Annotated in this window: 14 protein-coding genes; 11 read left to right on the top strand and 3 right to left on the bottom strand. The window is 61.9% G+C overall.

From position 1 onward, the window contains the following. The first annotated feature begins 60 nt into the window (after positions 1 to 60). The 8 genes from DFO46_RS17645 to DFO46_RS17610 are packed head-to-tail and all read left to right on the top strand — an operon-like array spanning position 61 to position 8,133. Complete coding sequence (locus DFO46_RS17645; RefSeq protein ID WP_120278398.1) at positions 61 to 933, top strand: dioxygenase; 873 nt, start codon at positions 61 to 63, stop codon at positions 931 to 933. Then, entirely contained in the window at positions 930 to 1,985 is a 1,056-nt protein-coding gene (locus DFO46_RS17640; RefSeq protein ID WP_120278397.1) for a maleylacetate reductase, read from the top strand. The genes DFO46_RS17645 and DFO46_RS17640 overlap by 4 nt, the downstream gene beginning before the upstream one ends. Before the next feature lie 49 nt (positions 1,986 to 2,034). Continuing rightward, on the top strand, positions 2,035 to 2,787 hold the full coding sequence (locus tag DFO46_RS17635; protein WP_120278396.1) for an ABC transporter ATP-binding protein: 753 nt from the start codon (positions 2,035 to 2,037) through the stop codon (positions 2,785 to 2,787). Between the two features lie 3 nt (positions 2,788 to 2,790). Beyond that, on the top strand, positions 2,791 to 3,510 hold the full coding sequence (locus DFO46_RS17630; protein ID WP_120278395.1) for an ABC transporter ATP-binding protein: 720 nt from the start codon (positions 2,791 to 2,793) through the stop codon (positions 3,508 to 3,510). Further along, positions 3,497 to 4,360, top strand: a complete 864-nt coding sequence (locus DFO46_RS17625; RefSeq protein WP_120278394.1) for a branched-chain amino acid ABC transporter permease — start codon at positions 3,497 to 3,499, stop codon at positions 4,358 to 4,360. The genes DFO46_RS17630 and DFO46_RS17625 overlap by 14 nt, the downstream gene beginning before the upstream one ends. A gap of 7 nt (positions 4,361 to 4,367) precedes the next feature. Next, complete coding sequence (locus DFO46_RS17620) at positions 4,368 to 5,483, top strand: branched-chain amino acid ABC transporter permease (RefSeq protein WP_120278393.1); 1,116 nt, start codon at positions 4,368 to 4,370, stop codon at positions 5,481 to 5,483. Then, positions 5,476 to 7,230 carry an FAD-dependent monooxygenase gene (locus DFO46_RS17615; protein ID WP_120278392.1) on the top strand — a complete coding sequence of 585 codons (1,755 nt, stop codon included), beginning with the start codon at positions 5,476 to 5,478 and terminating at the stop codon, positions 7,228 to 7,230. The genes DFO46_RS17620 and DFO46_RS17615 overlap by 8 nt, the downstream gene beginning before the upstream one ends. 9 nt (positions 7,231 to 7,239) lie before the next feature. After that, entirely contained in the window at positions 7,240 to 8,133 is an 894-nt protein-coding gene (locus DFO46_RS17610; RefSeq protein ID WP_120278391.1) for an intradiol ring-cleavage dioxygenase, read from the top strand. A 194-nt stretch (positions 8,134 to 8,327) separates the two neighbouring features. On the opposite strand, the gene DFO46_RS17605 is transcribed toward DFO46_RS17610, so the two are convergent. Then, the gene (locus DFO46_RS17605) at positions 8,328 to 8,534 is read right to left on the bottom strand and encodes a DUF1737 domain-containing protein (RefSeq protein WP_110791321.1); all 207 of its coding nucleotides are present in this window, start codon (positions 8,532 to 8,534) and stop codon (positions 8,328 to 8,330) included. Continuing rightward, on the bottom strand, positions 8,531 to 9,451 hold the full coding sequence (locus tag DFO46_RS17600; RefSeq protein WP_120278620.1) for a CoA ester lyase: 921 nt from the start codon (positions 9,449 to 9,451) through the stop codon (positions 8,531 to 8,533). Before DFO46_RS17600 ends, DFO46_RS17605 begins: the two co-directional genes overlap by 4 nt. A gap of 110 nt (positions 9,452 to 9,561) precedes the next feature. Between DFO46_RS17600 and DFO46_RS17595 the strand changes: the two genes are divergently transcribed. Then, a complete protein-coding gene (locus tag DFO46_RS17595; protein WP_120278390.1) occupies positions 9,562 to 9,792 on the top strand; it encodes a hypothetical protein in 231 nt (76 codons plus the stop codon). Between the two features lie 175 nt (positions 9,793 to 9,967). After that, on the top strand, positions 9,968 to 10,573 hold the full coding sequence (gene leuD / locus DFO46_RS17590; protein ID WP_120278389.1) for a 3-isopropylmalate dehydratase small subunit: 606 nt from the start codon (positions 9,968 to 9,970) through the stop codon (positions 10,571 to 10,573). Between the two features lie 57 nt (positions 10,574 to 10,630). Here leuD and DFO46_RS17585 read toward each other — a convergent pair whose 3' ends face one another. Beyond that, positions 10,631 to 11,563 carry a pyridoxal-phosphate dependent enzyme gene (locus tag DFO46_RS17585; protein ID WP_120278388.1) on the bottom strand — a complete coding sequence of 311 codons (933 nt, stop codon included), beginning with the start codon at positions 11,561 to 11,563 and terminating at the stop codon, positions 10,631 to 10,633. Positions 11,564 to 11,740: 177 nt separating this feature from the next. Here DFO46_RS17585 and leuB point away from each other — a divergent pair, with 177 nt between their 5' ends. After that, positions 11,741 to 12,853 (top strand): 3-isopropylmalate dehydrogenase, encoded by a 1,113-nt coding sequence (leuB, locus tag DFO46_RS17580; RefSeq protein ID WP_120278387.1) that lies wholly within the window; start codon positions 11,741 to 11,743, stop codon positions 12,851 to 12,853. Positions 12,854 to 12,977: the final 124 nt, after the last annotated feature.

Genomic DNA, 12,977 nt, shown 5'->3' with positions numbered 1-12,977 from the left:
CGTGCATCCGGGTGCTGCTAGCTTTACCTTGACCAGCAATGCGGATTTGGGAGGAGATGCATGTCGCGGGCCGCAGACCTCATCACCTTCAACGAAACGACCTCTGCCGAGGCCTTCGCAAGCCGATTTGGCGCGACTGACGACGCAACGGCTCGCCTATTGTCTGCCGTGGTCGGCCATGTGCACGAACTGATCAAGGAATTCCGCCCAACCCAGGAGCAGTGGCGCAAGGTGATCGACTTCTTGACGGAGGTTGGTCATGCCTCTGACGAACGCCGGCAGGAATGGGTGCTGTTTTCCGATCTCGTCGGAGCCTCAGCGCTCGTGGAAGAAATCAATTCCCGTCGCCCCTCAGGCGCTACGCCTAACACGATCAGAGGACCGTTTTTCCGCGCAGATACGCCCGAACGTGCGCTCGGCAGTTCGATTTCGCTCGACGGCATCGGAGAGCCGCTGCTGGTCGAAGGCCGTGTCGAAGACCTCGATGGCCTACCGATTCCAACCGCAGAGATTGTTACCTGGCAGGCCAATGCGGAAGGCTACTACGAGAATCAACAGCCGGACCTGCAACCCGAGTTCAATCTGAGAGGCACGTTTCGCACCGACCAGAACGGTCGCTTCCAATATCGGACCGTTCGACCGTCCGGTTACGGCGTTCCCGATGATGGGCCGGTCGGGCGACTGCTGGCACAAGCAGGTTATCCTCTGCATCGCCCAGCCCATCTGCACTTCGTCGTACGCGCGCCGGGTTTCGAAACGATCACAACCCACATCTATGATGCAAGTGACCCAAAGCTTGGGGAGGATGCGCTGTTCGGCGTTCGCAAGGAACTGGTACGCCCCTTTGAATCTAGTGTCGCAGATGACCAGCCTGGACCGAAGGTCAGCGTGACATTCGTCATGGTCAGAGCGCGGCCCGGGAGGAGCAAATGACGCGCTTTACCTATACGGGTAACCCCGCCCGCATACTCTTCGGTGCGGGCAGGAGCGCGGAGGTCGGCAGTGCAGTCGAGACACTCGGTTGCCGCCGCGCGCTCGTACTCGCAACACCGCACCAGAAGGCGGATGCAGAGGCCCTGTCCGAACGGCTCGGCGCCTTGTCCGTCGGCGTCTATGCTGGCGCCGTGATGCATACCCCAGTCGAGGTGACGGAAACTGCCCTTAAGATCGTTGCTGAGACCGGCGCCGATTGCGTCGTATCTCTTGGTGGCGGATCGACCACCGGGCTCGGCAAGGCGATCGCCTACCGCACCGATCTTCCGCAGGTCGTCATCCCCACAACCTATGCCGGCTCTGAAGTCACTCCGATCCTCGGCCAGACCGAAGGGGGCCGGAAGACGACGGTGCGACACGCAAGGATTCTGCCGGAAGTCGTCATCTATGATCCGGACCTGACCCTTGGTCTGCCGGTCCCAATGAGCGTTACCAGCGGTCTGAACGCCATGGCCCATGCGGTCGAAGGGCTTTACGCCCAGGACCGCAATCCGATCTCAACCTTGATGGCGCTCGATGGTTTGCGCGCCTTTGCAACCAGCCTTCCCGTGCTGGTCAGAAGCCCTCAAGACACGGAAGCCCGCGCGGAGGCACTTTACGGCGCCTGGCTTTGCGGCATCGTGCTCGGCACCGTCGGCATGGCGCTGCACCACAAGATCTGCCACACGCTGGGCGGCTCTTTCGATGCGCCACATGCCGAAACCCATGCGGTCATGCTGCCGCACACCGCCGCCTTCAACGCCGAGGCGGCGCAAGCGGAACTCGCCGCTGCCGCCGAACTCTTCGGTGGCTCGATCGGGGGTGGTCTCTGGGACTTTGCCAAGTCGATCGGCGCACCGCTGTCGCTCAAGGAATTCGGGCTCGTTGAAGCCGATCTTGATCGCGCCGCCGATATCGCCACCGAAAACCCCTATTGGAACCCGCGTCCGATCGACAGGGCGTCAATTCGCACACTTCTGCAAAAGGCCTGGGAGGGCGTCAGACCCGACTGATCGACATGACATCTCAAGCAAGCCGAACTCTTTGGGAGGAGAGACGATGATGGGAGGAAACAGGTCTGACGGAGCACGGTCCACGCCGATCCTGGAACTGAATGGCGTATCGAAGTCCTTCGGCGCGCTCGTTGTCGCCGAAAACATCGGCTTTTCCGTCGAACCCGGCGAGGCGCTGGGCATCATCGGACCAAACGGCGCCGGCAAGTCGACGCTGTTCAATCTGATCACCGGCAATCTCTCCGTCGCCAAGGGCACCGTGAATTTCGATGGCAGAGACGTGACCAAGGTCCCGCCCATGCAGCGCTGCTTTGCCGGGATGGGCCGCACTTTCCAGATCCCGCAGCCTTTCGAGCGGCTGACGGTCTATGAGAACCTGCTCGTCGCCGGCGCCTTCGGCAGCGAAAGCAGCGAAGCCGAGGTGTCCGATTTCTGTGCCGAAATCCTGGTCGAGACCGGCCTGATCGCCAAGGCCAACCGCCCGGCCGGCAGCCTCACTCTGCTCGAGCGCAAGCGGTTGGAACTGGCCCGCGCATTGGCCACCAAGCCCAAGCTTCTGCTGCTCGACGAGATCGCCGGCGGGTTGACCGAAGGCGAGTGCCGGCAATTGGTCGCCACGATCAAGCGGGTCCACCAGCGCGGCATGGCGATCATCTGGATCGAACACGTATTGCATGCCTTGAACGCGGTCGCCGAGAAGATCCTTGTCCTGAACTTTGGACGGGTCATCGGCCATGGCGATCCGCAGGCCATCATGAATTCGCGCGAAGTGCGCGAAATCTATCTGGGCATGGAGGTCTGACAGATGAGCCTCATCGAAACGAAGAACCTCACTGCCTTCTACGGCGACTTCCAGGCCCTGTTCGGCGTTAACATCGTCCTCGATCCGGGCGAGACGATCGCGGTCATCGGTGCCAATGGTGCGGGCAAATCGACATTGATGCGCTCGATAGCAGGCGTCCTGCGCAACGAACCCACAGCCATCCTGCATCGTGGCCAGCCGATCGGCGCGCTTGGTTCCCCCGACGTGATGGCCCGCGGCATCGCGCTGGTGCCCGAAGGTCGTCGACTGTTCCCCTCGCTCACGGTCGAGGAAAACCTGCTCGTCGGTCGCCACGGCCGCAAGGTGAATGGTCCGTGGTCGCTCGAAACCGTCTATGAGCTCTTCCCGATCCTGAAGGAGCGCCGCCGCAATCCTTCGACGGCACTCTCTGGCGGCCAGCAGCAGATGGTCGCGATCGGTCGGGCGCTGATGTCCAATCCCGAAGTGCTGCTCTGCGACGAACTCAGCCTCGGCCTCGCCCCTGTCGTCATCAAGGACATCTACGCCGCCTTCCCGCGCATCCGCGAAACGGGTGCGGCCATCGTCATCGTCGAGCAGGACATCGCTCAGGCGCTGAAGGTGGCAGACCGCGTCTATTGCATGATGGAAGGCCGGGTCACGCTCGAAGGGCGCCCGGCAGAGCTCGACCGCGCGGATATCCATGCGGCCTATTTCGGAGCGGAACCCCATGAACTGGCTTGATACCATTCTCCAGGGCATTCTGCTCGGCGGGCTCTATGCCCTCTTCGCCGCAGGCCTGTCGCTCGTCTTCGGCATCATGCGGCTCGTCAATCTTGCCCATGGCGATCTGATCGTCTTTGCCGCTTTCCTGATCCTACTGCTCGTATCGACGCTGGGGCTCAATCCATTCATTGCGGCCCTGATCGCCGGTCCACTGATGTTCGGGATCGGCTACCTGCTGCAGTATCAGCTACTCAACCGGACGCTCGGCAAGGACATCCTGCCGCCGCTGCTCGTCACCTTCGGTCTGTCGATCGTCATCCAGAACGGCCTGCTTGAAGCCTTCACTGCCGACAGCCAGCGCATCCCCGCAGGCGCGCTGGAGCAGGCGTCTCTCTCGCTCGGCGGCATCAATGCCGGCGTCATGCCGTTGTTGACCTTCGCCTCCGCGATCCTGGTGATCGTCGGTCTCAACCAGCTGATCTATCGGACGGCGTTGGGCCGCGCCTTCCGCGCAACCTCCGACGACGTGGTGACGGCAGGGCTGATGGGCATCCGCCCGAACCAGATCTTCGCCATCGCAACCGGTCTCGCCATGGTGATCGTCACCATCGCAGCGCTTTATCTCGGCACGCGCGCCAATTTCGACCCGACGGCCGGACCGGCGCGTCTGATCTATGCCTTCGAGGCGGTCATCATCGGTGGTCTCGGCTCGCTCTGGGGCACGCTTGCCGGCGGCATCATTCTGGGTGTCGCACAAACGCTGGGAGCCGCCATCAATCCGGAATGGCAGATCCTCTCGGGCCACATCGCCTTCCTGCTGGTCCTGCTGTTCCGTCCGCGGGGTCTCTTCCCGCGCGCCGTCGATTGAGGTGACGATGACCACGAACCGAGACATCCTGTCGAATGTCATGCGCCCCTCACCATCCTGGCGGGTCGAGACGCGCACCCGCCTCTCCACGCTGTTTTCGATCGCAGCCATCCTCTTCGTGCTGCTTTTGGCAGCGGCTCCCTTTGTCGTCTCGCGCGGCGTGGTTCAGGACCTGTTCTTCATCCTGACCATGCTGGCGCTCGCCCAGAGCTGGAACCTGCTGGCGGGTCATGCCGGTCTGATCTCCGTCGGCCAGCAGCTCTATGTCGGCTGCGGCGCCTATGCGCTCTTCGGCTTCGTCACCCTGCTCGGCCTTGATCCGATCCTCGCCATCCCGCTCGCCGGCCTTTTCGCCGCGCTGGTCTCGATACCAACGGCCTTCTTCGCCTTCCGCCTCTACGGCCCTTATTTCGCCATCGGCACCTGGGTTATCGCCGAAGTGGGCCGCCTGCTGTTTGCCCAGTGGAAAGCGCTTGGTGGCGGCACCGGCACGTCGCTGCCCCGTGAAGCGACGCGCGAGATGTTTGGTGTGTCGTTTCTCGAAGACTGGTTCGGTATGCGAACCGCAGCAGCCGCCGACGCCATCGCCTTCTGGCTGGCGCTGCTCGTACTCGTACTGACCATCTGGTTCGTCTACCGCCTTCTGCGCTCCAAGCAGGGCTTGGGCCTGGCCGCCGTACGTGACAACGAGACGGCCGCCCGCGCGCTCGGGGTGGACGCCCAGAAGCTGAAACTCATCATCTACCTCTCCACCGCCTTCATCACCGGCGTCGTCGGCGCACTGATCTACCTGCAGAAAGCCCGCATCTCCCCGGATGCCGCCTTCTCGCTCACCGACTGGACGGCCTATGTGCTTTTCATCGTCATTATCGGCGGCATCGGCACCATCGAAGGCCCGATCCTCGGCGTGATCATCTTCTTCCTGATGCAGAACGCGCTGTCGAGCTACGGGTCCTGGTACCTGCTGCTGCTCGGGGCGATTGCCATCATCACCATGCTGTTTGCGCCGCGCGGGATCTGGGGTCTGATCACCGACCGTACCGGCATCGAACTCTTTCCGGTCCGCCGCACCTTGAGGGGTGGATCGCTTGAACAAACGACAAAGGGAGGGCCACATGGCTGACATCACCACCGACGTCCTGATCATCGGCACCGGGCCGGCCGGCTCGGCAACCGCCGCACTGCTGGCGAGCTGCGGCCTCGAGCCCATGGTCATCAACCGCTACCGCTGGCTCGCCAACACGCCGCGCGCCCACATCACCAACCAGCGCACGATGGAGGTGCTGCGCGATCTCGGCCGCGACGTCGAGGACGAAGCCTACATGTTCGCGACCGAACAGGATCTGATGGGCCAGAACGTCTTCTGCACGGCGGTCGCCGGCGAAGAAATCGGCCGCATGCAGAGCTGGGGCAACCATCCGCTCTCGCGCGCCGAACATCTCCTGTCCTCGCCCGGCCGGATGAACGACCTGCCGCAGACCTATATGGAGCCGCTGCTCTTCAAGACGGCCTGTTCACGCGGCGCGCAGTCACGCATGTCGACGGAGTATCTGAGCCACGTGCAGGATGCAGACGGCGTCACCACCACCTGCCGCGACAGGCTGACGGGCAAGGACATCACCATCCGCTCGAAATTCCTGGTCGGCGCCGACGGCGGCAACTCCAAGGTTGCCGAACATGCCGGCCTCACCTTCGAAGGCAAGATGGGCGTCGCCGGCTCGATGAACATCCTCTTCGAATGCGACCTCTCGCGCTACGTCGCCCACCGCCCCTCGGTGCTCTACTGGGTGCTGCAGCCCGGCGCCGATGTCGGCGGCATCGGCATGGGCCTCGTCCGCATGGTACGCCCGTGGAACGAGTGGCTGATCGTCTGGGGCTACGACATCAACCAGCCGGCACCCGCCGTCGATGATGCCTTCGCCACCAAGGTCGTACGCGACCTCGTCGGCGTCCAGGACCTGCAGCCGAAGATCAAGTCGGTCTCCACCTGGACCGTCAACAACATGTACGCAACCACGATGTCGAACGGTCGCGTCTTCTGCATGGGCGATGCGACCCACCGTCATCCGCCGTCCAACGGCTTGGGATCCAACACCTCGATCCAGGACGCCTTCAACCTCGCCTGGAAGCTTGCCGCCGTCATCCGCGGCCAGGCCGGCATTGGCCTGCTCGACAGCTACCAGGCCGAACGCGCCCCGGTCGCCAAGCAGATTGTCACCCGCGCCAACAAGTCGATCGAGGAATTCGGCCCGATCTTCAAGGCGCTCGGCCTGCTCGATTCCGTCGACCCGGTGAAGATGCAGGAAAACATGGACGCCCGCTGCAACGACACATCAGATGCGGAAAAGCAGCGTGAGGCGATCCGCCAGGCGATCGCCGCCAAGGTCTATGAGTTCGACGCCCATGGTGTCGAGATGAACCAGCGCTACAAGTCCGGCGCTGTCGTGACCGATGGCCAGCCGGAACCAGCCTTCGAGAAAGACGCCGAACTGCATTACCAGCCGACCAGCTGGCCCGGCGCCCGCCTGCCGCATGTCTGGCTCTTCGGACCGGAAGGCGAAAAGGTCTCGAGCCTTGACCTGACCGGTCATGGCGTCTTCACCGTTCTGACCGGCATCGGCGGCGATGGCTGGGTCGCTGCCGCAATGGCCCTGTCCAGGGAGTTTGGCCTGCCGATCACCGTCCACAATATCGGCCCCCGCCAGACCTGGCAGGACTTCTCTGGCGACTGGGCACGCGCCCGCGAAATCCGCGATTCAGGTGCACTGCTCGTTCGCCCCGACCATCACGTCGCCTGGCGCGCGGAAGCCGCCGCCAAGGACCCCGAAAGCGAACTGCGACGCGTCCTGAAAACGATTCTGGACCGGTGAGGAACGATCATGGAAGCGCATGAAAAGGGCTACTTCACTGAGGAGACCTCCGTCGAGGTCGTCACTGGGCGCAATGCCAATGCCAAGGACGAACGTCTCAAGCAGGTGATGGAGGTCATCACCCGCAAGCTGCACGAGGCAGTCAAGGAACTGGAGCCGAGCCAGGACGAATGGATGGAGGCGATCCTCTTCCTGACCCGCACCGGTCAGATGTGCAACGAATGGCGGCAGGAATTCATCCTGCTGTCAGACGTGCTAGGCGTTTCGATGCTGGTGGATGCGGTCAACAACCGCAAACCCTCCGGCGCCTCGGAAAGCACGGTGCTTGGCCCCTTCCACGTGGCCGACGCGCCTGAACTGCCAATGGGTGCCAATATCTGCCTCGATGCCAAGGGCGAGGACATGGTGATCGAGGGCCGCATCCTCGACACCGAGGGAAAGCCGATTGCAGATGCCGTGATCGATGTCTGGCAGGCGAACGACGAGGGCTTCTACGACGTGCAACAGAAGGGCATCCAGCCCGACTTCAACCTGCGCGGCGTTTTCCGCACCGGGCCTGACGGGCATTACTGGTTCCGCGCGGTGAAGCCGAAATTCTATCCGATCCCCGATGACGGTCCGGTTGGGCAGTTGCTCGGCAAGCTTGGCCGCCATCCCTATCGCCCAGCGCATCTGCACTACATCATCAAGGCCGAGGGCTACGAGACGCTCGTCACCCATATCTTCGATCCGGATGATCCCTACATCCATTCGGATGCGGTCTTCGGCGTGAAGGAGAGCCTCCTCGCGAAATTCGAAAGGATTGAGGACCCGGTACGCGCAGAGAGCTACGCTTTCCAAGGAAGTTTCTGGGCAGTTCACCACGACTTCGTGCTTGCCCGTGAGAATCAGGCGCTTGCATGAAGCCCTTTCCTCACAAAGGGCCTCATGCAGGAAGTCATCCGCCGATTGCCCTCATGCTACGCTAACCTTGAGGTCCTTCGTCCCGGATGGCGGAGACGCAGAGACGTTTCAAGACGTCGAGCGTCCCGCCTTGGCCGGAGGCGACCGAGGGCACTTGCCCTTTCGCCCCATTTCCCGGCCAGCCGACAGCGATCTTACTGCTCACCCAACTTCATATCCGGGTGATATTCCTTGCCGTGCACGGTCTTTACCACCGCCTGACCGCAGAACATCTTGTTCTCCGCAACATTGAAACTGAGGCTGGGCGCCCCGTGAAGCTCCCAGCCCTTGTTCAGGGCATCGGTGACACGGTGGCAGAAGCTCGCATCGTCCGGTCCGGTGAGGAAGCGGTAGACTTTCATGACATTTCCTTTCTGGCGTCGATTTGGGCGACCTTGGCAAGCAAGCGAGCGGCCTGCTCCGCATGGAGCCGTTCGATCATGCGCCCATCGATGTTGATGACATTGAGCCCAGCATGGGCAGGATCGGCGAAAGCGCCGGCGACGAGGCGGGCCTCCGCGATGGCGGTTTCGGATGGGCCGTAGTGGCAATTGGCAGCGTCGACCTGGGCCGGATGTATGAGCATTTTCCCGTCGAAACCCATCGCCTTGCCCTGAGCACATTCTTCCGCAAAGGCCTCTAGGTCGCGAAAATCGTTCGACACACTGTCGATGACATCAAGGCCATAGGCGCGGGCGGCGAGCACCACCTGCATGAGATAAGGGACGAGATATGTGCGCCCTGGGGCTGCGGGGATGCCGGTCGCCTTGCGCAGATCGTTCAGTCCGACAACGAAGGCGTCCAGCCGACTGTCACTGGTCCGGCCGGACGAGGCAATGGCCGCCGCATTGAGAACGCCACGGGGCGTTTCGATCATGGCCCAGATCCTGAGACCTTCCGCCGCATCCTGTTCGGAAAGCACTTCCGCAACGTCCTGGACCGTAACCGGCTCCTCCACCTTCGGCAGCAGAACGGCGTCTGGCAAAACCTCGAGGACGAGCGCCATGTCTTCGCGGAAATGCGGGGTGTCCGTTGCGTTGGTCCTGATGATGCGTTCGCAAGGGCCAAGGGCCGAATTCTGCAGGAATTTGAGGACATTGCGACGCGCTTCGGCCTTCCGGTCATCGGCGACGGAATCTTCAAGATCGAAGATGACGGCGTCGCAATCCAGACTGCCTACCTTAGCCATGGCCCGCTCGTTGATTGCCGGGACCGTCAGCACCGAGCGGCGGAGCCGGGACGTATGATGCGCGCGAAAAGAAGTAGCCTCGGATGTCATACGAGCGTTCTGGCAAGCTTTGGCTTGCCGCGCAAGATGACAATTGGGTGAAAGGGCCTTGCATTGCTTGAGAATAAGGACCACCTTGGTCATCGAGAAAGGACACGATCATGCAGATTTTCCGTTCCGCCGCTTACGCCATCGCGGCCCTTGCCTTTGTCGGTCTCGCAGCCGCTTTCGCGGTTTCGCTGACGCTGGTGATTGGTGCGCTCCTGACCGTAACGCTCGGTGCCCGCATGCTTATGGGCAAGACGAAGCGTGCGCCTGTCTACGCCAAGGCGAAGCGTCGAGAAGACGTTCGCGTCTGGAACGACGGCAAAGGCACGATCATCGACCTCTGATCGCAGACAAGTCCTGCCTACTGCAATCACCCGCATTTCGGGTGATAAACTTTTAGCGCGCCGGCTCGCACTTCAGGTGCCGCTGAGGCAGCCTCAAGATTCTCCTTCAATTTTCTGCGGTTTTGCTCTAAGGGCGAGGCATCGACAGCATTGAAGCCAGATTGAAGGCAGACTGATGGACAAGTTCGTAAAGCTCACCGGTGTCGCTGCACCGCTTCCGGTCGTCAACATCGACACGGACATGATCATCCCCAAGGATTACCTCAAGACGATCAAGCGTACGGGCCTTGGCACCGGCCTCTTCGCCGAGGCTCGCTACAAGGAAGACGGTTCGGAAAACCCGGATTTCGTGCTGAACAAGCCTGCCTACCGCAACGCCCAGATCCTCGTTGCCGGCGACAACTTCGGTTGCGGCTCCTCGCGCGAACATGCCCCTTGGGCTCTGCTTGATTTCGGTATTCGCTGCGTGATCTCGACCTCGTTTGCCGATATATTCTACAACAACTGCTTCAAGAACGGCATTCTGCCGATCGTCGTTAGCCCGGAGAACCTCGAAAAGCTGATGGACGACGCAAGCCGCGGCTCGAACGCCGTGCTGACCGTCGATCTGGAAGCCCAGGAAATCACCGGTCCCGATGGCGGCAAGATTTCGTTCGAGCTCGACGCCTTCAAGCGTCACTGCATGCTGAATGGCCTCGACGATATCGGCCTGACGCTGGAAAAGGCGAACAGCATCGCCAATTTCGAAAAGGCGAACGCGGCTGAGCGCCCCTGGGCTTGAAGCGAACTGAAGCAATGAGATGATGAAGCCGGGCCTGTGCCCGGCTTTTTTCTTTGATCAGAGGAAGCGTGCGCGCCAGGCTTCGAGCGCGGCGAGCGACACGCCTATACCGCCGCAGACCTCGATGAGCGCTGCCTTGAAACGCGAAAGCAAATCGGCATGCACGTCGGCAACAGCCAGGGCCGCGCCGCAGGCGGGCTCGACGAGGATCCGTTGCGCGTCGGCAAATTTCAGGCAGGCTTTGACCGCCTGAGCATCGGTCACCGTGACGCTTTCGATTGGATGTTTATCCAGAAGATCGAAGACATGCTGAGCGACCTGACGGGCACCGAGCGAATTGGCAATGGAGGTGATTGCCGGCAATGTAACACGTTCATTGGCAAGAACAGCCGCATGAAGCGAAGCTGCCCCTTCCGTCTCGACCGCGATCACAGGGACCTCATGCAACCCATTGCGCGTGAGGCCCTCCACAATGCCGGCCAACAGACCACCACCGCCGACACTCGTCACGACACAGTCGAATTCGGCGCCAGCCTTAACCACCTCATCAATCAGAGTGGCGTGGCCCTCCCAGAGGAGCGGATGGTCATAGGGATGGACATAGGCCGCCTTGCGCTCGGCCGCGAGCGCGACGGCATGCGCATTGGCCTCGTCGAAGACCGACCCATGTACCAACACTTTTGCTCCGGTAGCAGAGATGCGGGTGCGAACCTCGGTCGACGTGGTTTCCGGAACGAAGATCGTCACCGGCACCCCGAGCGCGCGCCCAGCAACAGCGGCAGCGATACCGGCGTTGCCGCCTGACGCACAGAAGATCTCGCGGGCGCCCTTGGCGACCTCATGTTGGCAGAGGAGACCGACACCGCGTAGCTTGAAGCTACCGGAGGGCTGCAGCGCATCGAGCTTCAACCACAGCGGCAGACCGCTTTCACTGTAATCGGCGGCGGTTCGAAGCAGAGGTGTTTCGATATGGAGGGGCGAAAGCGGCATGCGGCACTCGAACAGGCTGGAGGGATGCAGCGTTTTGGACCTAGGAACCTGCCGGGTCAACCATGTCCCAACATCGACCGCCCGCTCTGAACCGTACCGTTTCCGGCCTATCTCGCTTGAAAAGGCCCTGCCCGGCGCGTAAGAAGCCGCGACTTCTTTTTCGAGTGGAGGGTTTCCATGACGGCTCGCAATCTTCTCCTGCTGCCCGGTGACGGCATCGGCCCCGAGGCCATGGCCGAAGTCCGCAAGATCATCGCCTACATGAACGAGGAACAGGGTGCCGGCTTCGTGACCGATGAAGGCCTCGTCGGCGGTTCGGCCTATGACGCGCATGGCGTGGCGATTTCGGAAGAAGACATGGCCAAGGCGCTGGCCGCAGATGCCGTGCTCTTCGGCGCCGTCGGTGGACCGAAGTGGGACGACGTCCCCTATGACGTCCGCCCGGAGGCCGGCCTGCTGCGTCTGCGCAAGGATCTAGAACTCTTCGCCAATCTGCGTCCGGCAATCTGCTATCCGGCACTTGCCAACGCTTCGTCGCTGAAGCCGGAACTGGTCGAAGGGCTCGATATCCTGATCGTGCGTGAGTTGACCGGCGGCGTCTATTTCGGCGAGCCGAAGACGATCACCGACCTCGGCAACGGCCAGAAGCGCGCCGTCGACACCCAGGTTTATGATACCTACGAGATCGAACGCATCTCGGCCGTCGCTTTCGAACTGGCCCGCACCCGCAACAACCGTGTGTGCTCGATGGAAAAGCGCAACGTCATGAAGTCCGGTGTGCTTTGGAACCAGGTCGTGACCGCCACACACAAGGAAAAGTTTGCCGACGTCCAGCTCGACCACATGTTGGCCGATGCCGGCGGCATGCAGCTCGTCCGTGCACCGAAGCAGTTCGACGTCATCGTCACCGATAACCTTTTCGGCGATATGCTCTCCGACGTCGCTGCGATGCTGACGGGTTCGCTCGGCATGCTGCCTTCCGCCTCGCTCGGCGCTCCCGACGGCAAGACTGGCAAGCGCAAGGCGCTTTATGAGCCGGTCCATGGCTCGGCTCCCGACATCGCCGGCAAGGGCATCGCCAACCCGATCGCGATGATCGCCTCCTTTGCCATGTGCCTGCGCTACTCCTTCAACATGGTGACCGAAGCCGACCGCCTGGAAAAGGCGATCGCCAACGTCCTCGACAAGGGTATCCGCACCGGCGACATCATGGCGGACGGTGCGCGCCAGGTTGGGACCGTCGAGATGGGTGACGCGATCCTTGCAGAGTTCAAGGCACTGTCCGCCTGATCTGACTGAAGGCAAAACCGATTGAACGGCGTGGGGCAACCCGCGCCGTTTTTCGTTGGTCGACCGATTGAGGGGACCAGCGACCTCACTTCTCCGTGATAGGGCCTTCCGAAGTCGCCAACCA

The sequence above is a fragment of the Rhizobium sp. AG855 genome (genome assembly GCF_003610655.1).
GTDB classification, from domain to species: Bacteria; Pseudomonadota; Alphaproteobacteria; order Rhizobiales; family Rhizobiaceae; genus Allorhizobium; species Allorhizobium wuzhouense.
This window is presented reverse-complemented; position numbering and strand designations above follow the sequence as displayed.

Coding starts and splice junctions, on each gene's coding strand:
- DFO46_RS17605 (WP_110791321.1), bottom strand. CDS start 8,534: ATGAAAGTCTACCGCTTCCTCACCGGACCGGACGATGCGAGCTTCTGC.
- DFO46_RS17610 (WP_120278391.1), top strand. CDS start 7,240: ATGGAAGCGCATGAAAAGGGCTACTTCACTGAGGAGACCTCCGTCGAG.
- DFO46_RS17600 (WP_120278620.1), bottom strand. CDS start 9,451: ATGACATCCGAGGCTACTTCTTTTCGCGCGCATCATACGTCCCGGCTC.
- DFO46_RS17615 (WP_120278392.1), top strand. CDS start 5,476: ATGGCTGACATCACCACCGACGTCCTGATCATCGGCACCGGGCCGGCC.
- DFO46_RS17625 (WP_120278394.1), top strand. CDS start 3,497: ATGAACTGGCTTGATACCATTCTCCAGGGCATTCTGCTCGGCGGGCTC.
- DFO46_RS17585 (WP_120278388.1), bottom strand. CDS start 11,563: ATGCCGCTTTCGCCCCTCCATATCGAAACACCTCTGCTTCGAACCGCC.
- DFO46_RS17620 (WP_120278393.1), top strand. CDS start 4,368: ATGACCACGAACCGAGACATCCTGTCGAATGTCATGCGCCCCTCACCA.
- leuB (WP_120278387.1), top strand. CDS start 11,741: ATGACGGCTCGCAATCTTCTCCTGCTGCCCGGTGACGGCATCGGCCCC.
- DFO46_RS17635 (WP_120278396.1), top strand. CDS start 2,035: ATGGGAGGAAACAGGTCTGACGGAGCACGGTCCACGCCGATCCTGGAA.
- DFO46_RS17645 (WP_120278398.1), top strand. CDS start 61: ATGTCGCGGGCCGCAGACCTCATCACCTTCAACGAAACGACCTCTGCC.
- DFO46_RS17595 (WP_120278390.1), top strand. CDS start 9,562: ATGCAGATTTTCCGTTCCGCCGCTTACGCCATCGCGGCCCTTGCCTTT.
- DFO46_RS17640 (WP_120278397.1), top strand. CDS start 930: ATGACGCGCTTTACCTATACGGGTAACCCCGCCCGCATACTCTTCGGT.
- leuD (WP_120278389.1), top strand. CDS start 9,968: ATGGACAAGTTCGTAAAGCTCACCGGTGTCGCTGCACCGCTTCCGGTC.
- DFO46_RS17630 (WP_120278395.1), top strand. CDS start 2,791: ATGAGCCTCATCGAAACGAAGAACCTCACTGCCTTCTACGGCGACTTC.